This is a genomic window from Chelatococcus sp. HY11, assembly GCF_018398335.1.
In the GTDB taxonomy this organism is placed as follows: domain Bacteria; phylum Pseudomonadota; class Alphaproteobacteria; order Rhizobiales; family Beijerinckiaceae; genus Chelatococcus.
The window spans coordinates 103034-124862 of record NZ_JAHBRX010000004.1; the positions used below are offsets into that span (position 1 = coordinate 103034).

The 21829-nt window shown below is 65.3% G+C and carries 18 protein-coding genes; 6 read left to right on the forward strand and 12 right to left on the reverse strand.

The window, feature by feature from the left end:
* Nucleotides 1-312 precede the first annotated feature (312 nt).
* From KIO74_RS30870 to KIO74_RS30915, 10 genes are all read right to left on the reverse strand, one after another.
* A complete protein-coding gene (locus tag KIO74_RS30870) occupies nucleotides 313-900 on the reverse strand; it encodes a hypothetical protein (protein ID WP_213339597.1) in 588 nt (195 codons plus the stop codon).
* 677 nt (nucleotides 901-1577) lie between these two features.
* On the reverse strand, nucleotides 1578-2081 hold the full coding sequence (locus KIO74_RS32085; protein WP_244434627.1) for a hypothetical protein: 504 nt from the start codon (nucleotides 2079-2081) through the stop codon (nucleotides 1578-1580).
* Nucleotides 2078-2965, reverse strand: a complete 888-nt coding sequence (locus KIO74_RS30880) for a DUF7007 domain-containing protein (protein WP_213339598.1) — start codon at nucleotides 2963-2965, stop codon at nucleotides 2078-2080. Before KIO74_RS30880 ends, KIO74_RS32085 begins: the two co-directional genes overlap by 4 nt.
* Entirely contained in the window at nucleotides 2962-3438 is a 477-nt protein-coding gene (locus tag KIO74_RS30885; protein ID WP_213339599.1) for a UCP036055 family protein, read from the reverse strand. Before KIO74_RS30885 ends, KIO74_RS30880 begins: the two co-directional genes overlap by 4 nt.
* A 98-nt stretch (nucleotides 3439-3536) precedes the next feature.
* Nucleotides 3537-5219: a ParB N-terminal domain-containing protein gene (locus KIO74_RS30890; protein ID WP_213339600.1), complete on the reverse strand. Its 1683-nt coding sequence runs from the start codon at nucleotides 5217-5219 to the stop codon at nucleotides 3537-3539.
* A 260-nt stretch (nucleotides 5220-5479) separates the two neighbouring features.
* Nucleotides 5480-10573 (reverse strand): helicase-like domain-containing protein, encoded by a 5094-nt coding sequence (locus KIO74_RS30895; RefSeq protein ID WP_213339602.1) that lies wholly within the window; start codon nucleotides 10571-10573, stop codon nucleotides 5480-5482.
* A 107-nt stretch (nucleotides 10574-10680) separates the two neighbouring features.
* Entirely contained in the window at nucleotides 10681-11079 is a 399-nt protein-coding gene (locus KIO74_RS30900; protein ID WP_213339603.1) for a DUF3085 domain-containing protein, read from the reverse strand.
* Between the two features lie 8 nt (nucleotides 11080-11087).
* Nucleotides 11088-11690, reverse strand: a complete 603-nt coding sequence (locus tag KIO74_RS30905) for a DUF1419 domain-containing protein (protein WP_213339604.1) — start codon at nucleotides 11688-11690, stop codon at nucleotides 11088-11090.
* Nucleotides 11691-11859: 169 nt separating this feature from the next.
* Nucleotides 11860-12537 (reverse strand): hypothetical protein, encoded by a 678-nt coding sequence (locus KIO74_RS30910; protein WP_213339605.1) that lies wholly within the window; start codon nucleotides 12535-12537, stop codon nucleotides 11860-11862.
* A gap of 226 nt (nucleotides 12538-12763) precedes the next feature.
* Entirely contained in the window at nucleotides 12764-13690 is a 927-nt protein-coding gene (locus KIO74_RS30915; protein WP_213339606.1) for a DUF3991 and toprim domain-containing protein, read from the reverse strand.
* A gap of 851 nt (nucleotides 13691-14541) precedes the next feature.
* Here KIO74_RS30915 and KIO74_RS32790 point away from each other — a divergent pair.
* From KIO74_RS32790 to KIO74_RS30935, 4 genes are all read left to right on the forward strand, one after another.
* Nucleotides 14542-14793 (forward strand): transcriptional repressor TraM, encoded by a 252-nt coding sequence (locus tag KIO74_RS32790; protein ID WP_502762143.1) that lies wholly within the window; start codon nucleotides 14542-14544, stop codon nucleotides 14791-14793.
* Nucleotides 14794-15463: 670 nt separating this feature from the next.
* Complete coding sequence (locus KIO74_RS30925) at nucleotides 15464-15769, forward strand: hypothetical protein (protein WP_213339608.1); 306 nt, start codon at nucleotides 15464-15466, stop codon at nucleotides 15767-15769.
* Nucleotides 15770-15858: 89 nt separating this feature from the next.
* Entirely contained in the window at nucleotides 15859-16461 is a 603-nt protein-coding gene (locus KIO74_RS32795; protein WP_363317724.1) for a Crp/Fnr family transcriptional regulator, read from the forward strand.
* Nucleotides 16462-17095: 634 nt separating this feature from the next.
* Complete coding sequence (locus tag KIO74_RS30935) at nucleotides 17096-17293, forward strand: hypothetical protein (protein ID WP_213339610.1); 198 nt, start codon at nucleotides 17096-17098, stop codon at nucleotides 17291-17293.
* 490 nt (nucleotides 17294-17783) lie between these two features.
* Here the strand turns inward: KIO74_RS30935 and KIO74_RS30940 are convergent, their stop codons facing one another.
* The gene (locus KIO74_RS30940; RefSeq protein WP_191321289.1) at nucleotides 17784-18269 is read right to left on the reverse strand and encodes a DUF305 domain-containing protein; all 486 of its coding nucleotides are present in this window, start codon (nucleotides 18267-18269) and stop codon (nucleotides 17784-17786) included.
* Nucleotides 18270-18463: 194 nt separating this feature from the next.
* Nucleotides 18464-18661: a heavy-metal-associated domain-containing protein gene (locus KIO74_RS30945; protein ID WP_213339612.1), complete on the reverse strand. Its 198-nt coding sequence runs from the start codon at nucleotides 18659-18661 to the stop codon at nucleotides 18464-18466.
* Nucleotides 18662-18816: 155 nt separating this feature from the next.
* On the opposite strand from KIO74_RS30945, the gene KIO74_RS30950 reads away from it, so the two are divergent.
* Nucleotides 18817-21369, forward strand: coding sequence for a heavy metal translocating P-type ATPase (locus tag KIO74_RS30950; protein WP_213339613.1), 2553 nt, complete (start codon nucleotides 18817-18819; stop codon nucleotides 21367-21369).
* Entirely contained in the window at nucleotides 21366-21803 is a 438-nt protein-coding gene (gene cueR / locus KIO74_RS30955) for a Cu(I)-responsive transcriptional regulator (RefSeq protein WP_191321287.1), read from the forward strand. Before KIO74_RS30950 ends, cueR begins: the two co-directional genes overlap by 4 nt.
* Nucleotides 21804-21829: the final 26 nt, after the last annotated feature.

Here is a 21829-nt window from a genome sequence, read left to right on the forward strand (position 1 = left end):
GACCTCGTCACGGCGGTCCATCGCCAGGGAATTCAGGGGAGCGGCGCACCCTTGGGCCGCAACGAAGTGGAGGGCGGCGAAGCCGCTGCGCCGGGCCCCGGCCCTGGCAGGACCAAAAGCCGGACGGGCGTCGCGACGCGCACCGCCTCATTTTCTCCATTCCATCTTCTTGAGGAGCGGCCGCATGGCGGTCGTCGCCGCCGTCGTGCGCTGCGGCCGCGGCAGCGACACGAAAAAGGGGCCGGCCCCATCGGGGCCAGCCCAGCGTCGTGGTATCGAAGACGGGCGAGGCCGAAGCCTCGCCCGGTGCCATCAGCCGAAGGCCGCCAGCTGCATTTCGGCCGCCTTGCGATCGAGCGTGTGGCCGGGATTTTCGACCGGACGCTCGAAGGGCTTCCAGCGCTCGCCGACGACGTGCTCGTAGGCCGCGACGGCACCCTCGGCCGCCATGCGCAGGGCGTGCGACTGCAAGGCCATGTCAGCGGCGAACTCGCGCTTGCGCTGCGCGGTGCTGTCGAAACCGACGGGACCGTCGAGGTCCTCGTCGCGCAGGTCGTTGGACGCCTTGGCCGTCGCATCGCGGGCCTCGGTCACCGCGCGGCTATAGAACTGGCCGGCGCCGTGCGCGGAGCCGACATAGGCGCCGACGATCCGCTGCAGATGAATCTGCATCGCTCTCTCGCCGAGGCCTTCGCTCAGGCTGTCGGCCGTCTCGACGATCATGCGCTGATGGAGATCACGGATCCCGTCGCCGTCGAGAACGGGAAGACCAAAGCTCTCGGAGATGAGCGTCGCCTGGGCGGCGTCGGGGCAGGCAAGCCTGACCATTTCGAGCGTGGTGCTCTTGCGGACCTGGACGACCTTCGCGGGCTGACGTTGGGTGCGAGCGGCTTTGGTCATGAGAACTTCCTTTCCTTCGGTTCGCCTGAAGGCCCGGATCGGCTCCTGCCGGTCCTCCCTTCGGGTGCGATCGACCGAAACCGGCGGAATGACGGGCGTTTCAGGGTCCGGGGCGGCCGGATCGAGCGGAGCCGGTTTGCGCGCAAGCAGGGCTTCCAGCCCTCGCGCGGCGCGCGGGCCCGCTGTGCCGAGATCGGCAGCTCCGGCCGCAACGCGGCGCGGCACGCGGCCTTGAAGCGACCGGCCGCCGGTTTAAGAGCGCAACAAAACCCGAGGGGAGGCCCGGCGGGCCGGAACGCCCATCAACAAGCGAAACCGACAGGTAAGGACCTCATGTACCCGCCGCACCCCACCACCAGGCCGCCGGCCGCGACGCATGACACCCGCCGGACCGTCCGGCCGCTTTCGTGGCGGCCTGGCACCTCATCGCAGACGACCGGCACTCTCTCCCGGCTGCGCCCGCGCGCACGACTCCAGCGCCAGTCGTCTCGCCGGGTGCCTGATCGGAGGTTTCCACGAGGCGGATGCATTCCATCATCGGCAAGGTCGCCGCCGGTGTTGGAGCCGCCGGCGTTGGATGTTCTCGGCCGCGGACCAGACGCCGGCGCAGGCCAGTTGATTCCAACCTTGCCCAGGCGTCGACCGGATAGCGTCAGGGTGCGACAGCCCGCGCTCCCTCATGCGCCGTTGACAGTGGCCGGAGCGCGCCGTGCTGGCGGCGTGGGCTCTCTGCTCGACCCGCACGCCGTCGGATGCCGATCATCGCAAGATCGACGCGCCGGTTTCCGGCCACAGCGCCGAGCCGGGCCGGCATCATGATGATCCACCGTCGTGCTGATGCACGCGTGGCGGCCAGCGGGTCGGCCGTCTTCGATACCAAGGCGCCGCCGCAGCGCCTCGATTGCATGGTCCTGCCGCGCGAGCTTTCGCGCCAAGGCGTCGATTTCCGGTTGGCGCTCCGCCGTGAGCGCCGCCAGGCTCGCGCGATACCGCTCGAGGAAAGCATCCGGATCCGGCGGCTTGCCGCGACGATACCCGGACTGCCTGCGGCCGAGCGACGGGATCAGCGCCGTCATCCTCCGCGTGATCTGCCGATCGATCATGTCGAGCTGGCGCTGCGTCTGTCGCCGTGCTTCCTCCATGCGGTGGAGAAGATGACGACGATTGGAGGAGGGGATCATGCCGCCCTCCCTGGCTGCCAGCCGATAAAGTCCGACTCGCCGCCATAGACGTGGTGGCGAGCGGGATCGACCACGAAGCCGAAGCGGCCGACGCGATATTCGTCCGAGGGCACGAGGAAGCGGCGCTCCTCGGTCCCAAAGCCCCGCTTACCGCCCGGCGTCGCGACGACCTCGACAAAGCCCGCGACCTGCTTCGACGTGATCGCAGAGATCGCGATCCAGTCGTGGGCATGGGCCGCTTCGAAGGCCCGGCGATCCTTCTCGTGCGATTCGCCCGGCATGAGGATGGTGCCGAAGATCGCCTCCCAGGCATCGGGCCAGCTGTCCTTGATGGTCCGCTCCGCACAGCGACGCTCGAAGGCGGTGAAGAGATGCGGAAAGGTGATCGCGACGATCGCCCACTCAGCATCTTCCTCGTACCATCCGCCGGCCGAGCGCAGCATGCGATGGACCTTGCGGTTTCGCTCGGACGAGAGCTTGAAGCCGCCATGCCCGGCAGTCGAATGCGACGTGACGCCCTCGGCGTAGATCGTCGCGCCCTGCGAGGTGCCCCAGGGCGTATGGGCACGCGAATATTCCTCGACACGGCCGAGCATCTTGCGCTCGCGCTGATGTTCGGCGTTTTCGAGCACGCGCGCGCGAAACGCCGCCTCGTCGGCGAGCTCGCCTGAGTGCCCGTAGAAATAGGCGCGCGTCCACTCGCCCATCGGTCGCGAGAGCCTCCACGCGGTGACGAGATAGTGCCGATCGTCGCGCGCCATCGCCATGGCGAACGCCGTGTCGCCGACGAGCGCGACAGGCATGCCGTCGGCGCTTCGGCCGAAAGAAACCCCCGGAAATCCGGGGGTCTCGGTCTGAGGACGGGCAGGAGAGGGGGCGTTCATGCCGCTGTCCTCCCCTCAACGATGTCGGCGCCGACCTCGTCGGCCGTCACCTCCTGGAGCACGGCACGCGGATAGCCGTGGCGCGTCAGCCACTCGCGGGCGTCGGCCTCGTGTGTTGCGAGATAGACCAGTTCGGCGTCGTCGCCAGCGCGATCGAGGATGCGGACCGATCCGATCGCCGCGCGCTCGACGATGGTGAAGGCCAGTCGCGAGTCGAGCGAGAACGTCCGATGGACGCGGATCGCGACGACCCCGCCGGCGCCGTGGTCGGCCTCGTGCAGGGTGAAGCATGCCGAGAGCGAGAGGTTGCCGACGCCGCGCGCCCCCTGCTTGCGGATCAACCGGCCGCGACTGTTGCTCGTGTGCCAAGCCGCCAGCTTCTTGGTGAAGCGCGGCGGGGGCTGCGGCGTTCCATCGGACCAGGCGACGATGGACCCGATTGGTGCGGTGTCGAAGATCGTGTGCGCGGACATGGTGTCCTCCTTGGATAGCGCGTGTGTGGAAACGGAACCGCCGCCGGCAGGGCCGGCGGCGGGATGTCGTTTGCGAGATGAGATGAGCGGATGCGTCGCTACTCGGCCGCATCCAGGAATTCGCCGGCTTCATCATCGTCGGAGCCTGCCTCGCCGATATCGGCCACCTCTTCGTCGGCTTCATCGTCGTCGGTCGCCGTCGCGCGCGACGACAGCCAGTCGGAGAGCTTCGCCGGATCGGGGGCGAAGAGCGCGGAGGGATGGACGAAATGCCCCTCCTTGTAATGCTCGACGAGAGCTGCGCGCGTGTCCTTCACGCGCTGGCGCGGCAGGACCGGCGTGTCCTTGCACGAGCCTTCGAGCGCCGGCCGCGACAGGCACGAGAGGAAATCCTCCGTGCCCATGTTCGGCAGGAATGCGTCGGCGCCGATCATCTCGCCCGCGATGCGCGCGACGATGCCGCTGTTGGTGGCGTTTTCCCGGCACGAGAAAACGTCGACCAGCATGGTGCGGGCCGCAACACGCAGCGTGTCCATGTCGAAGGCGAGCTTGCCGTCGGCGTCGAACAGCACCGCCGCGTTCTTCGCCAGCCGGCTGTGGCCGTAGTAGACACCGCCGCTCCCCGTCGTCACCGAGACGTTCTGGCCGGCGAAGGCGAGGATCAGCAGCGCCATCAGCGCATCGTCCTCGATCGGCGCGCGGCCGAGCGCTTCGCGCAGCGCGTCGGTTCGGTAGTCGCCGATCATCTCGACGCCCTTGCGAGTCACGTCGGGACGCGGCCTCGACACTTCACCGACGTCCTCCGGGGCGTTATCGGTGCTGCTCGCGCCCTTGCCGCCCTTCGGCTTCTTGGCTTCAGGCATGCGATAATGCACGCTCTGCACACGACCCTCGCGGTCGAGGTACATCGCGGTGCAATCGGACTTGGTCGGCTTGCCGTAGACGCGCTCGGCCTTCGGCGGCAGCTTCACCTCCCCCCAGTTCGTGGTTTCGGCGATGACGCCCTTCTTGGGCAGGTTCGCCGTCATCCATTCCTGCTGCGCGCCGAGGAAGCCCTCGACATTCGTGGTGTAGCGGCTGTCCTCATCGGCCGGAGCGAACAGGTCCTCGACCCACTGGATGCCGTAAGCCTGCGCGAGATCGTCGCCAAAGCTTGCATGGCGCGCATACATGCGGGTCTTCTGCAGGCCCTGCGCCACGCTCCACCACGAGACCTGCGGATCGCCCTTCGACGGCTTGTGCTTCTTCCAGACCTCCTTCTGCTCGTCGAGCGAGGCCGCCGCGATGGTGCGCAGCTGCTGCTCGTTCGGCATGTCGCCCTTGGCCATGTGATCGAGCATGGCCGGAAGGACGTTGGCGAGCAGCCGCAGCTTCTTGATCTGGCGCACGGGGAGCGCGAGCGCCACGCCAATCGCCTCCTCGGTCCAGCCGAGCGCGACCAGGCGCTCGATCGCCCGCCACTGGTCGACGGGGTTCATCGGCTCGAAAGCGATGTTCGTGACCATCGATCGCATGGCGCCGTTGTCGTTTGACGCCTCGTCGACGAGCACGTCGATTTCCTCGAGACCCGCTGCGATCGCCTGCTTCACGCGGCGATGTCCGGCATTGATGATGTAGCCGTTGCCCCCGCCAGTTTCGGGCGTGATGACAGGCGGCTGGACGATGCCGACGGCCTTGATCGTGGCGAGCAGCAACGCGTCGGCCTGCGGCGTCGATTTCGTCTGGCGCAGGCGGTCGGGATTTTCCTTCAGCGCACGCGGATCGACCTTGATGAGTTGCATGGGAATGCTCCTTTTGGGGTTGCGGACCGGCTTCCCGGCCCTTTCTCGTCTTCTTCCCGAAGACATCCCCCGGCCCGCGGAGCGGACGGGCCGGTGCAACTGCGGCCGAGCATCCCTGCCCGGCAGGACCAGCAGGGCCAGAGCCCTGCGCAGGACGACGGGCCGGGATCGCGCAGGCGGCGGTTGAGCGTCAGCGTCGACGGCCCGCCCGATCTGCGAGCGGGCATTTCCCCTTCTTCTTCTCCTCTCCCTTTTCCATTTCAGGCGGCCGCCGCTATCTTGCCTTCGCGTCCGTCGTCCGCCAGAGCCTTCTCGACCTCCGCGAGCTGCCGGCGCTTCTCGGCAAGCTCGCTCGCGAACGCGAATTCACCGCCGTCGCGCGACGCATAGGACGCCAACCGCCGCTGGGCATCGGCAAGGCGCTGGGACATGCGTTCGCGTTCGCCCTCGAAATCGTCGAGCGCGTGCTCGAGGCGAGCGATGGCGCCGAGCGGCGTCACCGTCACCGGAAGCTCGATCTCGTAGTCGGCGCCGGTTCGCTGCAACATCGTGGTGTAGCGGTAGCCATCGCGGCCGAAGCGTTCGCCGCTATATTCGACGTCGAAGCCGCCGATCGATGCGATCACGCTCTCGCCTTCCTGCTGAAGCTGAACGAGCGTCAGGATCTCCTTCAGGAGCGCTCGGCCCGCGAGTTTGCGCTCGTCGTATGTGTCGCCCGTCACCTTCATGGTGAAGGCGTCGCCGGCGGTCGGAAGGCAGCGCGCGATGTCCTGGCCGATTTCGCCAATGCGACGCGTCGAATATTCGATGTCGCGTTCGGCGTCGCGAATCTGGCGCCGCACCGCGTGCTGATCGTCGATATGGGCAGCGCGCAACCGTTCGAGCCGTGCGATATCGGCTTCGAGGCCGGCCTTCTGCATCAGGCGCGGATCACCTGACGCGATCGCTTTCGCCATTGCGAACTGATTGGCCTGGCTCTCGCCCATGTCTTCCAGCCGGCGGATCGAGGTGTCGCCGGAAAGGGCAGCCGCGATGAAGCGGGCCTTGCGCTCGTTGTTCTGCCACATCTGCGCGTCGAGCGAGCCCTCGGTCGCATAGGCGAAGATATCGACCTCGTCGTGCTGGTTGCCCTGACGTACGATGCGGCCCTCACGCTGCTCGATCTGCGACGGCAGCCACGGCACATCAAGGTGATGCAAGGCCTTCAGGCGCAGCTGCGCGTTGACGCCGGTCCCCATCGTGTCCGAACTGCCGATCAGGAAGCGGACCTTGCCGGCGCGCACGTCGCCGAACAGGCGTTGTTTCGCCTCGGACTTCTTGAAATCCTGCATGAAGGCGATTTCGGAGGCCGGCACGCCCATGCGGACGAGCTCGTCGCGGATCCAGCGATAGGCCGAGAAGCCGCGCGATTTCTCGACGCTGATGGTGCCAAGGTCCGAGAAGATCATCTGCGCCGCGCCGGGCAGATCGAACGGTTTGCCGTCGGAGCGGACATAGGTGCGCTCGGCAGTGTCGCTCCAGATGCGGAAGGCGTTGCCGACGAGCTGGTTCAGCTTGTTGTCGGCCTCGTTGTCATTGTCCGGGTCGACCAGGCGCAGATCGATCGCCGCATGGCGGCCATCAGTGATGACCGACAAGAGGATGTCGTCGCCGGGCTCGGGCGCGCGGTCGCGTTCCTCGATCGCCTTGATCCGCTCGCCGAGCAGCGTCTGGTAGCGCTTGAACGCCGCCGACGGCTTCGCGGTGAGGATCTGCCGCTTGCCGGTCGAGATCGCCGGCACCTTGACGTACTGGCGCAGGTCCTCCGGCATGACGACGTCCGCAAAAGAGCGGAACATCGCGATGAGCTCGGGCACATTGACGAAGGTCGCGAAGCGCGTGACCGGCTTGTACTTGCCCGATGGCTGCAGCTCGAGCTCGGTCGTGACGTCGCCGAAGGTCGACGCCCAGGCGTCGAATTCGTGCAGGCCGCGTTCGAGCAATGCCGCATATCCGAGATAGCGCTGCACGGAGAACATCTCGCCGAGCGTGTTGGTGATCGGCGTGCCGGAGGCGAGCACGAGCGCACGGCCCGGGTTCTTCACGTCGACGTAGCGCGACTTGACGAATAGATCCCAGGCGCGCTGCGAGCCGTTCGGATCGACGCCCTTCAACGTCGACATATTGGTCGCGAAGGAGAGCTTGCGGAACTCTTGCGCCTCGTCGACGATGATCTGATCGATGCCGATCTCGGAGATGGTGAGCAAGTCGTCCTTGCGGGTCGACAACGCCTCAAGCCTTTCTTTCAGGCCCTCCTTGAGCCTTTCGAGCCGCTTGCGCGAGACGCGATCGTCGCTCTCGACCTTGGACAGCAGCGTCTCGTAGAGCTCCAGCTCGTCCTGGATCATCTGTTGCTCGAACGCCGATGGCACCGAGATGAAGCGGAAAGCCGAATGGGTGATGATGATCGCGTCCCAGGTCGCGGTCGCCGCGCGCGACAGGAAGCGGTGCCGCTTGTCCTTGCTGAAATTGGTCTCGTCCGCGACCAGGATTCGTGCGTTCGGATAAAGTGCGAGAAATTCCCGCGCCGCCTGCGCGAGGCAATGGCCCGGCACGACGAGCATCGCCTTGGCGATCAGCCCAAGCCGGCGCTGCTCCATGATGGCGGCGGCCATCGTCATGGTCTTGCCGGCGCCGACGGCGTGCGCGAGATAGGTCGAGCCCGCCGATATGATCCTCCAGATGCCGCGTTTCTGATGCCCATAAAGAGAAAAGGCGCCAGAGGCGCCCGGTAGCTTCAGGTGCGATCCGTCGAAGGCGCGCGGAGCGATGTTGTTGAAGCGGTCGTTGTAGACGCGCGCGAGACGGTCGGTGCGATCAGGATCGGACCAGATCCAGCGCTGGAATTCGTCCTTGATCTTTTGCAGCTTCGTCTTCGCCGCCTCGGTGTCGACGACGTTGAGGACGCGGCGCTCACTGTCGCCGTCCTTCACGATGTCGAAGATCTGCGGCACGCGGCTGTTCAGCGCGTCGGCGACGAGTTCGCCGGCGTGCCGCCGGTCGGTGCCCCATTCGGACGTGCCGGCCGCCATCCAGCCGAGCTGCCGCGCCTCCACCGTCCACGAGGCGAGCTCGGGCATGTGGTGGATCTTGATGTCGGCGCCCATCGTCTGCTTGACGAAGGCGACGACATCGGCGGCCGGAATCCATGGTGCGCCGAGGCGCGCGGTGATGTCGGACGGGCTGAGATCGGCGGGCTGGACGCCTTGAAGCGCAGTGACATTGCGCTCGTACTCAGCGTCGAGCGCGGCCGCCGCCTTGGCCGTCTTGAGCTTGTCGCGCACAGGACCCGACAGATAAGCGTCCGCTGTCTGCCATGAACCGTCGGCCGGATCGCGGAAGATGGCGCTGCCGAGCTCGGCAACGACGTCCTCGCATTCGCGATGCAGCAGTTCGGCGATATGTTCGAGATCGACGCGGCCACGCTCGTTCAACACCACGGCGAGCGCATCCGCCGCGCGGGTGATCACCGGCGGCGCCGGCGGCGCGATCACGCGCTCGGTGAAGATCGGCCCGGGTTTGGCGGTGTTTGTCTCGATGTCGTAGTCCTCGATCGAGGCCACCAGCCAGCAATCGGGATCATCGAGGAAGGGCTGCAGGTTCGGCCGGCGATGCGTCTCGCGGACCTCGCCGGTCTCGTCGTCCTCGGTCATCGAGACGGTCGTGAAGTTGATCGGGCCGAAATCGCGCACGAAGTTCGACCAGCCAATGCGAAGACGAACCTGCGCATCCTTCCACGGCCGGTCGGTTTCCTGGCATTTGAGCACCTCGCGCACCGCATCGCGGATCGGGATCAGCTTGCCGATGATCCGCACATGCTTTTCGGGCACGCCCTCGGCGCTGCGGCCCTTGCGAACCTTGACCGCGACGGGCCTGCCGTCGAGGACCTGCATGACGCCGTGGACCTTGTCAGCGAAATAGCTGCCTTCGCGAACATGGCGATCGGAGGGAGAAGCACGATCCGCCAGCTCGCCGTCTTCGTCGAGATCAGGATCGATGACGTCGGGCTCGCCGTCGTAGATCGCCTGCGGGAGAAGAGCGATCGCGCCGGGAAGAAGACCCTCGAGCGCCTCGCCGGCGCGCGGCAGGCAGGTATAGGTCTCGCCGAAGGGACCGGATGTCAGCGCATGCGTCCCGAGCACGAAGGCGGGGTGCTGCACAAACCAGCGGTTCACGCGGATCGCGCTCTCGTCTTCGCCTGCCGGGCGTACCTCCTCGGTGTCGAGCCAGGATGCATCGCCTTCGGCTTCGCCGATCTTGCGCCTGCGAAAGAAGAGAAGGTCGACCACGACATCGGTGCCGGCGGCCGCGCGGAAGCTGCCTTCGGGCAGGCGAATGGCCGCAACGAGATCGGCCGATCGGGCGATGTGCTCGCGCGCGGCGAAATCCGCCTTGTCCATCGTGCCGTGCGACGTCACGAATGCGGCAAGTGCGCCGGGCTTCAGGAGATCGATCGCACGCGCGATGAAGTAGTCGTGCAGGCGAAAGCCCTTGGAGCGATAAGCCCGGTCCGATCGGACGGTTCGGTCGGAAAAGGGCGGATTGCCGATCGCGAGATCGAAGGCGGCCGGCAGCTCGGTGCGCGCGAAATCGCCGACGAGGATCCGCGCCCGCGGCTGGAGCAGCCGGGCGATTCGCGCCGTGACCGGATCGAGCTCGATGCCGGTGACATGCGCAATGTCGCGCAGTCCCTCCGGCATCAGTGCCGGGAAGAGGCCCGTGCCGATGCCGGGCTCGATCACGCGGCCGCCACGCCAGCCGAGACGCTGCAACGCTGTCCAGATCGCGCGAACGATCAGCTCGGGCGTGAAATGAGCATACTGCGTGCAGCGGGCGAGCGAGGCATAGTCGAGTTCGCCGACCGCATCTTCGAGCGATGCGCCGAGCTCCTGCCAGCCTTCGCGGAAATCCGGCTCGCCGGGCCGGCGAAAGACACCATTGGCAAGGTCGGACGACCCGAAGCCGGTGAAGCGGATCAGCTGCGCCTGCTCCTGCGGCGTGGCAAGGCGTTGATCGGCCTCGATCTCGGCCGCGAGCCGGATGGCGGCGATGTTGTCGCGCCCGCGCTCTTTCCAGGTCCTGGCGAGCAGGCGCTCGCCGACGAGAAGGAAATTCGTCCCGCGCGCGGGACGTGCCGGTGGAATGGGGCGTGCGGTGGCTGCGACCGGCAGCGCCGGAGCCGGCGTCGAGGGATCGGGCTCATCGTCGGCATCGTTCGCGAACGCACCGCCGAAGGCGGTTACGCCGAGGCCAAGGCCCGACGAGAGAGCGGTGTTGCCGAAAAGGTCGAGAGTGAAGGGATCGTCGTGCGCCATCGTAAGGTCTCCTGTGTTGAAGGCGCGCGCCATCGACCCCGCCGGGGGATTCCGGCTGGTGCGATGGTCGCGAGAGGTTGCGGGAACGGGCCGCGTGGCCCGAGCGGTCAGCGGTGGATCGGCGTGATCGACATGCTGTCGTCGGTCATCGTGATCGTGAGGTGCGTGGCTAAGGGCATTGCCCCGATCAGCCGCACGAGCATTTCGGCGTCGAGAAAATCGATGCCGTCATCGCCGCCGAAATACTGGCGTTTGTAGTGCCAGTAGTCGGGGTTGGTCTTCGGATCGCACTCCTCGGCATAGACGACGAGGGAGCGTTGCCCTTCGGCGAGCTTTCCGTTGGACATGATGTAGACGCCTTCGTCGCCGACCAGCCAGACGCCGGGCGTTTCATCCTTGCCGGGCGCAAGGCCGTAGTGCGGATTGCGGAAGCCGCCATTCATGAGGGCGTCGATGCGCCCGCGCGTGATCGCGGCGTGGACCGCCGTCACGGAGAAGGTGAACATGGCTGCACCTATGCGGCGATCGCGTCGGGCAGGTAGCGCAGATGCACCGGAAGCTTCACGGCGATATCCGCGTCGGTCAGCCGGTCGAGCAGCCGGAAGTCATGGCTCCGATCCTGGCCGTAGACGATGACAATGCGCTTGCCGCGCTCCGCGGCGGGAAAGCGCCGGTCGGCATAGCCACGATAGGGATCGTGTGTGCTCGACCAGATGTGCTCGAGGCGCTCCTCGCGCGTCATGGCGCGGACCGGACGCGACTCGCGCTCGATGATCGCTGCGCGCATACGCTCGGGCGACTTCCGGTCGCCAAGATCGCAATAGGCGTGAAAATAGCGGACGCGGCCGTCGATCCTCAGTTCGAAGAACACGCTCGTGATGCTGCCGGTGAGGAATTCGCGCATCGCGAACATATCGCCGCGCATCCACAATGGCGGCAGGATCTCGAAAATATAGTCATGCTCGGCTGCGCCGATCTCGAACCACTCGCCCGCATAAAGCGCGGTCGCGTCGTCGTCCGTGCGGTTCGGCCGATCCTTGTGCCGATCGAACATGCGAAACATCTGCCGGCGGTCGGCGGCGCCTTGATAGACCTTGCGGATCGAAGAGAGGGTCATGGTCGGCTCCTTTCAGCCTCGTCGGGCCGGAGCGCGGCTCCCCCTTCCGGTTCGCCATCCTCTTCAGCCCTTCTGACCCCTCCTTCGCGGCCGCCTCTCCGGTCCGGCGGGTCGAGGGCCGCGAAGCGGGCGAAGCCTCCCTTGACGCGCCGGCCGGGCATGCGGCACGTCATTCGTCCTTTTCCCGTTCCCCTTCTTTCCTTCCTTCCATCGCGCGCCGCTCCACCGACCGGAGCGCGGCGAGCGCGGCCCTGAACACCGCCGAACCGCGTTCTTCCGAAAGATCGGAGGCCGCGGCGACAGCGGCGCAAGCGGCATGGATATCGTCGTCGCCGATCGCATCGGCCGAGAGCGTCGCGAAAGTCTCGTCGCCGGCGATGATCTCCCCGATCGTGGCGCACACCTCGCTCTCGTCGAAGGAGAGGAGGATGTGCGGCCGTGGCATCGGTGCGTCCGGAGCAGGATCGCGCGCACCGGCAAGGATCGCCTCCGCCTTGGCGACGGCCGAGGCGGCGCGCTCCAACGAATAGGTACTCTGCTTCGCATCGCCCGCGCCGCCGAGGACCTTGACCAGGCCGAGCAGGATCTCGAAATGATCTGCCTTGCGCTGCACGGTCTCCTCGAAATGCGACGGCACGGGCAGCGCCGGGCCGCTATAGGCGCAGTCGCGGCCGTCCCAGGCGCCCGTGACATAGGTTTCGCGGGCGGATTCATAGTCGCGCGTTTCCGCCTCCCAATCATCGTCCTCGATGGCGAGGCGGCAGGCCTCGGCAAGGCTCGGCGCCTCATAGGAGCGGTGGCGGTAGACCGGCAGGTGGTAGGTGGTCTCGATCGTGTAGATGGGCATGGGAGCCGTCCTTCCCTTCAGGTGTTGAAGACACCTTCGGGGCGGCCGCTTCTCCGGTCCGACGGGTCAAGGGCCGCGCAGCGGGCGGAGCCTCCCTTGACGCGCCGGCGGGGCATGCGGCAGCGCTCACCCATTTCCTGTCCGGACCTCGGCTTCTCGCCTTCATTTAATATCCGCACAAACCGCACCCGGCTGATTTCCGCCGCCGGTTCGCAACCTCGGATGATCAGCCGGCCGCCGCGAGGGGCTCTTGTGCAAGTCGGCCGAGAAGCACGAGCAGGTCTTCGTTCCAATCGCCGGCGCGCGGGCGCGCTCGCGCGTAGGAGGCGCCGGTCTGGTCAGCGATCTGCCGGATGCGCTCCGCATAAACCTCGCCCTGCCGATTGTTATCGGTCGCGCCGACAAGACGAGTATTCCGCCTACTGGCCAGGCGGCGAATGGCTTCCTCGCTGGCGGGCGACCAGCCGCCGCCGGTGCTGACATAGAGCGTGTCTGGCCTCAGAACCTGGATCGCCGCCAGGCTCATGGCGTCGATCGCTGCCTCGGTGACGCAGATCCTTGGCGCTGCCGAAGGACCCAGCCGAAACAGTTCCTTCGCACCGCCGGTCGCGAATCCACGCCACTCAGGGCCACGCTCTTCCCAGCCAAGCAGAGCTCCATCGTCGCTGCAATGAGCCGCCCATATGCTGCCGCGAGGGCCCTCGCGGAGCGCGCCCTGTCCGAGGGCGGCAATCACAATCGTGTCGGGTATGCCGCGCACCTCGGTGAGGTAGCGCCAAGTCTCGGAGCCGAGCCGTGGGATCGCCCGCCGGTGCCAGCGATCAGCTACCGCCGCGAGCGGCGTGGACCGGACCTCACGCTCCCATGCAGGCGGCCTCGGAACAAAACCGACAAGCGCGGCGACGTGTTCGCAGGCTTGCGGAAAGCTATGCGCGCCCAGATGCCCGGCCAAATCAAACACGTCACCTTTCGCGGTAGACAAGGGATCGAACCAGCCGCGATCGTTGTGAATGACGATAATGATCTGGGAATCGCGACGGTACTTGACGGCGCGCCGCGTGCTCTCTTTCAAATCGACCTTCCAACCGCCCTGCTGGAGCAGGGCGGCGCAACCCACCTTGGCTCGCAACTCCTCGATTTCGCTTTTCTCCATGATCCTTCACCTGGCGCGCTTCCCGCCTGGTCCTTTCTGTAGCTGACCCTCCGTTGCCCCTATGGCGACGGCAATACCATCCGCCCGCCGCGAAGCGTGCCGGATGCAAGGGCGCGTTGACAAGTCGTCTAAAAATGGGATCCCGGCCGCGGCACAGCCTCCCTTGCATCGGGCATCGCGCCAGCGGCATTACCCCGGCTCAGCGAGCCGGGGCCATGGATCGTGCTGTTAGGCGAGCCTGACATCCTCCTTTCGCGCTTCGCCGACGGCGAGATCGAGCGTCGATGAGCTGGGCGGACCTGTGGCGGGACCTTCTGAGCGACGAGGCAGATGTCACGGGCGTGGCGCTTAAGGGGGAGCCTCCTTCGAATTCATTCACGCGATGTGCGTCAGGGATGGCTGCCCGAATGGGGGAAGACCCGCCAGCGGGGCTTCCGCGCAGCCGCCAGTCCGGCCCCGAAGGGGAGACGCCCAATCCTGTGGTCGCAAGCGAAGCTTTACGAAAACCATCTAGAAGCCGCTCGAACGAGCGGTTATGAGTCGTATGGGACAGTACGCGCTGCCCTGGGGCGTCGAAACCCCTGCTAGCGGTTGGTGCCGGCCGTTACGGCATCAAACTCCTTGACCTTATGGTCGGGGAGCCTGTGGCGTATGCAACAGGTTCTTCCCGAACTAAAGGCCACAGGGCCGTCTAGCACGGTTTCGAACTCCCCGATCACCAAGAGTCAGAGAGGGTTCGTTTGCGGGGGCGTACCGCAGAAACGATCCCAGTGGGGAGCATCGGGGTGGTTCAGGACGGAGAGCACGTATCGTCCCTGGAGTCGCAGACGGTCGCGGCTCATCGCGCCTATGTGGAAGCCTTGGCGGCGTGGGAGAAGGTCGTGCATATGGCCTCATGCCCCATCTGTCGCCCGGAGGGTCTTACCGACAAGGATCACGAACGGCGCTGCGACAGCGCCGAGCTCGAGAAGGAACGCCGTCGGATCGCTTTTCGAGATCTCTGCGATGAGCTCGGCTATGTCCCCGAAGGTCATGGGATCGGGCTTCGTACATCCGCTTGTCCGACTGATTCATGCGTCCGCGGTGGATCGGATGACGCATGAGAGCGCCGTATAGCGTGGTCTGCAGCCACCTTCGACGGCCAAGGGCCCAATAACTACGCGCATCGCCTCAATCCGGACATAGCCATCACGATACTGGCCTCACTCGCGAAATCGCAGAGGTTGGGATGGCGTCGTTCGGCTCCGTGCGGCCAAGACATTGGGGACACCGGCTGCTGAGCTGGTTGTTCATCGCATCGATCGCCGTGTACGGGCTGACGTCTAAGCCGGTCGATATTGTGGCGCTTTCGACCTTGCATCCGATCGTTCATCTCGTGGATGCAGACGAGACGAGTGGGAGCGGGCAATCCCAGTCGAAGTCCCATGTGCATGAATGCAGCGGCATGGCATGTGCCTTGTGGATCCCGCTGCTACCTAGCCATGCGATGGCAATTCAGCGCGATCTGAAAGCAGTCTTGCGCGCGCCTGACGAAGACGGCGCGGGTCTCGGCCCCATGGACTTGGAGCGACCTCCACGCGCCGTCGCACTCCCCATCCGATAGCGCTGGGACGCGCGACGCCATCTGCTGGCGTGCGGTCCTGTTCAGACAGCATTCCGGCCGCGGTCTTACGCGTCGCTCCGCTTGGCTAACGTCACGCGCGGCGCGCGAAGTCCCGCGCCTGCGCTCCGCATCGGAGCATCGCAGATATGCCGGGCGTTCAGAGATCAGCCATGAAGACATCCACACTTATTCGACGCATCAACCGCATCAGAACCTTAAGGCTTTGCGTAAGGATCGCTGTTATTGGAACTGCGACGGTCGGCCCTGCGAGCGCTAGCGACGCGCCGCTCAGTGCAGCGCTGCTGGCGGCCAAATGTCCGGCGGCGAACATCGAGGAAGCTTACAAATCGGACGCAGTCTCCGTCTTCAAGGTCGATTGTAAAGGCCTCCGCGTCCGACGCGTGATCGCCACCTGCACCCGAACAGCCTGCAGCGTGTCGTCCGAACCCGGTGATGATGCGGAGGACCGATTTTGATTGCGGGGCGCGAAAGCGCGGCGAAGGCGCCGCTCACCGAAGCAGTCCTCGCTGCTCTTACACATACGGCCGGCAAGTGTAGCCCGGGCGTGGTTGCTGTTCCATGCGGCTATCACCTTCTAAGGCAGGGCAGCCGGCTCAACGAAGTGTTCATCGTCCGCACTGGCCGCCTAAGAGTTGTCATGGTGTCGCGCAGCGGATGGGAGGTGGCTTGCAGCGAGTGCCGACCCGGCGATTGCTTCGGCGCGCTCGGACCGTCGCCTGGTCGGAGCGTTGCTGCCTCTGTGGTCGCCATGGAGAACTCCGTGGTGTGGAGGATGAAAGCCTGCGAGTTTCATACATTGGCAACTCTCTCGCCGGCAGTCGCGATGGCGGCACTCAGTCAGATGGCGGAGCGTCTCGAACTCGCCTTCCAGCAATGTTTTGAAACGACTGCGCTCTCGGTGCGCGCGCGTATCGCCAACAGCTTACTGCGATCGGCCCGCCTGGAAGATGGGCGCTACGTAATAGACCCGGTCCCAACCCATGCAGACCTTGCTCTGCGTATAGGGTCGAAGCGAGAGGTTGTCAGCCGTGAACTCGCGCGAATGCACGAGTTAGGGATCATTGCAAGATGCCGACCACGCATCATCGTTACGCAGCCGTCGCGGCTTGCAGCTCTAACGGAATTTCCGGAAGGAATGATACCATAGGCGACGGGATGAACGGCGGTCCGCCGTTCATTCTTTTTGATAGAAGCTGGCGGTCATTGATGAGTTCTGGCTGGAAGACCGCAGCCGGTCAACGGAGGGCAATTTGCAAAGGCGGTGCCGATGAAAATCTTCACGCACAATGCGAGAGGCATCGCCGGCGTGATCTTCCAAACAGGTGACAGCAGAACCCACAGTTGCGGCAAATGACAGACGGAAACGGGATAGCGAGCAGGTTCACAGGCGTGCTTAGATTCGCTCAAAGGCCCGGCATCGTTCGCACCAGCCTCGGTGAGCGGCGCTCAACGCGGTCATTACCGCAAGGAAGATGACACGCGGGCCGGCGCAACGCAGCGATTGTGGGGAGCGAAAGCCTGGCAGAGCGCGTTGGCCACTTGCTGGTCTTCGCTCTGCCGAGAGGTACACTGGCGCAGTGGCAGGAGGCGGAAGACGGGTCCATCATGCTGATCGAGAACTATCGTCCGATCTGTGCGGCCGCAACGTCCTGCCAAGCATTTCGCCGGGCGGAGCTTCAGATGTTCAGAGCTGTCCTCGGGCCCAAAGGCCACGCCGAGCGAACCGCGCATATCGTCGAAGGTGCCCAACGCTGCACCTAAGTCATCCGTGTGATGAATGGATGAGTATGACGCCGCCGTCTTCCCGCATTCGCCGAACTGGCCCACGGGTTCCAGCCGAGCTTGATGAGGCCGTGATCCGCGCGCTCGTCAATAGGGTCATCGCGCTTGCGCGCGAGGACGACATATGGAGGCCGTTCCAGACGAGCACCGGCACACCTGGATACGATCACGGATTTCTGAAGCTCGATGCTGCTTGAGGGCCGTCGATACATCAATCACCATCGGGCTTCAGCTCAACCATTTTATAGTTCTGCCCTAGCAAGATTTCGTGGCGCTCCACTTTGTGTGCCGGGCCGATGGGGTGCCTCGGCTTTCGCAATTTGTTCGCGAGGGCTTTTCCAAGGTCGGCTGGTTCCGTATCACGTCGTAGAACTCGTGCCTCTCTCGCTCTTTTGTCCCGACCCGCGCACTCGTCGGATCCGCCAGCGCTGGAGACGCTATGATAAGAATGAAGACAAACGGTGCATATCGCATGCTATCTCTCCACGAGAAGTCTTGACGTAGAGAGACTGTCACGGCCGGGAACGGCCGTCGGTGACCTAAGTCACCCGATTCTTGCAATCATGTCCGTGACATCGAAAGCGCTGCCCGCAAGAAAGGGGAAACGGGCGTGTAGGCAAAGTGCTCCATCAATGCAGAGAGGTGGATTAAGCCTATAGAAAGTGCCTTAGACGTTGGTCACTCCGCTCACTGCAGGCGGGCCGCGATCGCGTTCATTTGCTCAATTTCTCGTCGCTGGCCTTGCGAGATTTCCTGACAAAGCTTGATCAGTTCGGGATCCTGGAGTTTGGCTTCGCGGCACATCAGAATAGCACCGGAATGGTGAGGCACCATCGATTGGATGAATTGGCGGTCGCCGACTAGCGCCTGGCTGCGCGTGGCCCAGAATGAGCCGAGAGTCACGACTGCGAACAAGACATAAAGTACAATGTTCGTGCGCGCGTCCTGATACATCCCCGCCATCGTCGCGAGCATCAGTATACCCATTGGAGCCCACATGGTAAGCGCCATGTAAAGCATGTTGGCATTGTTGCGATAGTCCCGCCACCCGTCGATCATCGTGTACATCACGAGGTACATCACGACGAGACTCAACAGCAAATTGAGGCCGAGCATCCAGTATGCGCGTCTTCCAGAGTGGGTCTGTCCCTGATGATGCTCTGTCTTATCCATCGGCCGCTTCCTTTTGTTCGGTCAATTTGGTGACACTGTGACCGGGGTGCAGCAGGATAACGCGCTGAAAAGACGATTGTTTCGTCGATCCGGCGGCCCCACACCACTCTGGCGTGTTCCGCGACCAATTCCGGATGGGCTTGGCTTTAAAATCCACGAACACCCGGCCCGCCGGCGGGCCGGGTGCTTTAGTGTCACGCGGCTGCAGCGGCCGGATAACCGGCGCGCTGCAACGCCGCCTCGAAATCGGCGCGCGGGCGCAGCGAGGCGACCTCGACCTTCCGGGTGTTCGGATCGATGGTCACCTTGGCTTGTGCGTCAACGCTCTGGATAGCCTTGGTCACGCTGCGGGCGCAGCCGCCGCAGGTCATATTCTTGATGTGGAACTGCATGAGAATCTCCTTTTGTCTCTCATGCCCATTCAGATGGCGGTTTCCAGCGTGGGAAGGTCAAGAGGTGAGAGCACCTTTTTTGGGCCTTGACCTTCCCACGGTTGGAAGCCCCACCTTCCGTCCAGAATTTGCATCAGTTGCGGAAGGATAGCGCCATGAACGCGCCAGTCAGGGACGTCTCTACCGGTAGAACCGCAGTGAGTCTGGCGATCGAGGGCATGAGCTGCGCGTCCTGCGTGGGACGTGTGGAGAAGGCGCTGAGGGCCGTGCCTGGCGTCGAGAGCGCCAGCGTGAACCTTGCGACCGAGAGGGCCGAGGTCACGGGTGAAGCGCCGATCGCCTATGGGGCCCTGGTCGCCGCCGTCGAAGATGCCGGCTACGCCGTGCCATCGACACGAACCGAGCTCGCCATCGAAGGCATGACCTGCGCCTCCTGCGTGGCGCGGGTTGAGCGGGCGCTGGCGGCCGTCCCGGGTGTCGCGGCCGCGCGGGTGAACCTTGCGACCGAGCGCGCGACGATTGAGGGATCGGTCGACACGGCCTTGCTCGTCAACGCCGTCGAGGATGCCGGGTACGACGCGCGCGTCGTCGCTGCCGGATCGCCGGATGCAGCGGCCGTCGCGCGCAAGGATGCGGAGACCGCGGGCCTTAGGCGCGATCTCACCGTAGCTGCGGTGCTGAGCGCGCCGATCATCGTGCTGGAGATGGGCTCGCATCTCGTGCCCGCGATCCATGAGTTGATCATGCGAACCATCGGCATGCAGGCGAACTGGACCATCCAGTTCGCGCTGACGACGCTGGTTTTGGTCGTGCCGGGACGGCGGTTCTACACGAAGGGTCTGCCAGCGCTGGCGCGGCTGGCCCCCGATATGAACTCGCTCGTAGCCGTCGGCACGCTTGCCGCGTATTTCTATTCGCTGGTCGCGACCTTTGCGCCTCAGCTTCTGCCGCCCGGCACGGTCAACGTCTATTACGAAGCGGCGGCAGTGATCGTCACCTTGATCCTGCTCGGCCGCTTCCTCGAAGCTCGCGCCAAGGGGCGGACGTCCGAGGCGATCAAGCGACTGGTCGGCTTGCAGCCGAGGATCGCCCATGTCCGCCGCGCCGATCGCGTCGTCGACCTCGACATCGGCGAGGTGGTGGCTGGCGACGTGGTCGAGGTCCGACCGGGCGAGCGCGTGCCGATCGACGGCGAAGTCGTTGAGGGCGAGAGCTACGTCGATGAATCGATGATCACCGGCGAGCCGATCCCGGTTGCCAAGGCGGCGGGGAGCGCCGTCGTCGGCGGCACGGTGAATCAGAAGGGTGCGATGGGCGTCCGGGCGACCGCGATTGGTGATGCGACGGTGCTCGCGCAGATCATCCGCATGGTCGAGGAGGCGCAGGGATCGAAGTTGCCGATCCAGGCCCTGGTGGACCGGGTGACGATGTGGTTCGTGCCAGCGGTCATGGCCGTGGCGGCGGCGACGTTCGTAATCTGGCTCATCTTCGGGCCCGACCCGGCGCTCACCTTCGCCGTCGTCAATGCGGTCGCCGTGCTCATCATCGCCTGCCCCTGCGCGATGGGGCTGGCCACGCCGACCTCGATCATGGTCGGCACTGGACGCGGCGCGGAGATGGGCGTGCTGTTCCGCAAGGGCGAGGCGCTGCAATTGCTGAAGGATGCCAAGGTGGTGGCGATCGACAAGACCGGCACCGTGACCAAAGGCCAGCCGGTCCTCACCGATCTCGACGTGGCCGAGGGATTCGAGCGCGGCGCGGTCCTCGCGCGGGTCGCCGCCGTAGAGGCTAAGTCCGAGCACCCGATCGCGCGGGCGATCGTGGATGCGGCAGCGCAGGAGGGCCTGCGCCTGCCGGAGATCAGCCGGTTCGAGTCGATCACCGGCTTTGGCGTCACCGCGGATGCCGACGGCGCACGCGTGGAGATTGGCGCCGATCGCTACATGCGCTCGCTTGGCCTCGATGTGTCGCCGTTTGCGACGACCGCGAGCCGCCTCGCCGACGAGGGCAAGTCGCCGCTCTATGCGGCGATCGACGGCAAGCTGGCCGCGATCATCGCGGTCGCCGATCCCATCAAGGCCACGAGCCACGACGCGATCGCGGCATTGCACGGTCTGGGGCTGAAGGTCGCCATGATCACCGGCGACAACGCCCGCACCGCCGGCGCCATTGCGCGTCAGCTCGGCATCGACGAGGTCGTCGCCGAGGTGCCGCCGGAAGGGAAGGTCGAAGCGGTCCGGCGCCTCAAGCAAGCCTATGGCCGGCTCGCCTTCGTCGGCGATGGCATCAACGACGCGCCCGCGCTGGCGGAAGCGGATGTCGGGCTTGCGGTCGGCACCGGCACCGATGTCGCCATCGAGGCGGCCGACGTGGTGTTGATGTCGGGGAGCGTCAAAGGCGTCGCAGACGCGTTCGCGCTGTCGAAGGCGACCATCGGCAATATCCGGCAGAATCTGTTCTGGGCGTTCGCCTACAACGTCCTGCTGATCCCGATCGCTGCCGGCATGCTCTATCCCGCATTCGGAATCCTGCTCTCGCCAGTGCTGGCCGCGGGAGCCATGGCGCTCTCGAGCGTGTTCGTGCTCGGCAATGCGCTGCGGCTGCGGCGCTTCCGTCCGGGGCTTGCGCTGGGCGCGCATGGCGCTTCGAATCAGCAGCTCACAGGATCGACGGATGCATCTGCGGCCCTGGAAAGGAGCGCGGCGTGAACATTGGCGAGGCGGCGCGCGCTTCTGGCGTCAGCGCCAAGATGATCCGCTACTATGAGCAAAGCGGCTTGATCCCAAAGGCGGGCCGGTCGGCAGCCGGTTACCGCGATTACTCCACGACCGATGTGCACATGTTGCGTTTCGTGCGGCGGTCGCGCGATCTCGGCTTCTCGATGGCGGAGATCGAGGAGCTGTTGCAGCTCTGGCGGGATCGCAGCCGGCAAAGCGCGGATGTGAAGCGCATCGCGCTGGCGCGCATCGCCGATCTGCGCCGGCGCATCGAGGAGATGGAAGAGATGGCGGCGACGCTGGAGCACCTCGCGTCCTGCTGCTCAGGAGACAAGCGTCCCGACTGCCCGATCCTCGCAGATCTCGAACAGGGCGAGGCGGGAAAGCCGCGCCGCTCGCGCGGCGCCATCGATAGCGCGCCATGATCGAGCAGCACCATACTTTCGCATCC

Bases quoted from the DNA above. Each gene is read 5' to 3' on its own strand.
- KIO74_RS30900 (WP_213339603.1), bottom strand. From the start codon at position 11,079: ATGTTCACCTTCTCCGTGACGGCGGTCCACGCCGCGATCACGCGCGGG.
- KIO74_RS30940 (WP_191321289.1), bottom strand. From the start codon at position 18,269: ATGGATAAGACAGAGCATCATCAGGGACAGACCCACTCTGGAAGACGC.
- KIO74_RS30895 (WP_213339602.1), bottom strand. From the start codon at position 10,573: ATGGCGCACGACGATCCCTTCACTCTCGACCTTTTCGGCAACACCGCT.
- KIO74_RS30935 (WP_213339610.1), top strand. From the start codon at position 17,096: ATGAGTATGACGCCGCCGTCTTCCCGCATTCGCCGAACTGGCCCACGG.
- KIO74_RS30945 (WP_213339612.1), bottom strand. From the start codon at position 18,661: ATGCAGTTCCACATCAAGAATATGACCTGCGGCGGCTGCGCCCGCAGC.
- KIO74_RS30910 (WP_213339605.1), bottom strand. From the start codon at position 12,537: ATGCCCATCTACACGATCGAGACCACCTACCACCTGCCGGTCTACCGC.
- KIO74_RS30880 (WP_213339598.1), bottom strand. From the start codon at position 2,965: ATGAACGCCCCCTCTCCTGCCCGTCCTCAGACCGAGACCCCCGGATTT.
- KIO74_RS30950 (WP_213339613.1), top strand. From the start codon at position 18,817: ATGAACGCGCCAGTCAGGGACGTCTCTACCGGTAGAACCGCAGTGAGT.
- KIO74_RS32085 (WP_244434627.1), bottom strand. From the start codon at position 2,081: ATGATCCCCTCCTCCAATCGTCGTCATCTTCTCCACCGCATGGAGGAA.
- KIO74_RS30890 (WP_213339600.1), bottom strand. From the start codon at position 5,219: ATGCAACTCATCAAGGTCGATCCGCGTGCGCTGAAGGAAAATCCCGAC.
- KIO74_RS30870 (WP_213339597.1), bottom strand. From the start codon at position 900: ATGACCAAAGCCGCTCGCACCCAACGTCAGCCCGCGAAGGTCGTCCAG.
- KIO74_RS30905 (WP_213339604.1), bottom strand. From the start codon at position 11,690: ATGACCCTCTCTTCGATCCGCAAGGTCTATCAAGGCGCCGCCGACCGC.
- KIO74_RS30885 (WP_213339599.1), bottom strand. From the start codon at position 3,438: ATGTCCGCGCACACGATCTTCGACACCGCACCAATCGGGTCCATCGTC.
- KIO74_RS30915 (WP_213339606.1), bottom strand. From the start codon at position 13,690: ATGGAGAAAAGCGAAATCGAGGAGTTGCGAGCCAAGGTGGGTTGCGCC.
- KIO74_RS30925 (WP_213339608.1), top strand. From the start codon at position 15,464: ATGAAGACATCCACACTTATTCGACGCATCAACCGCATCAGAACCTTA.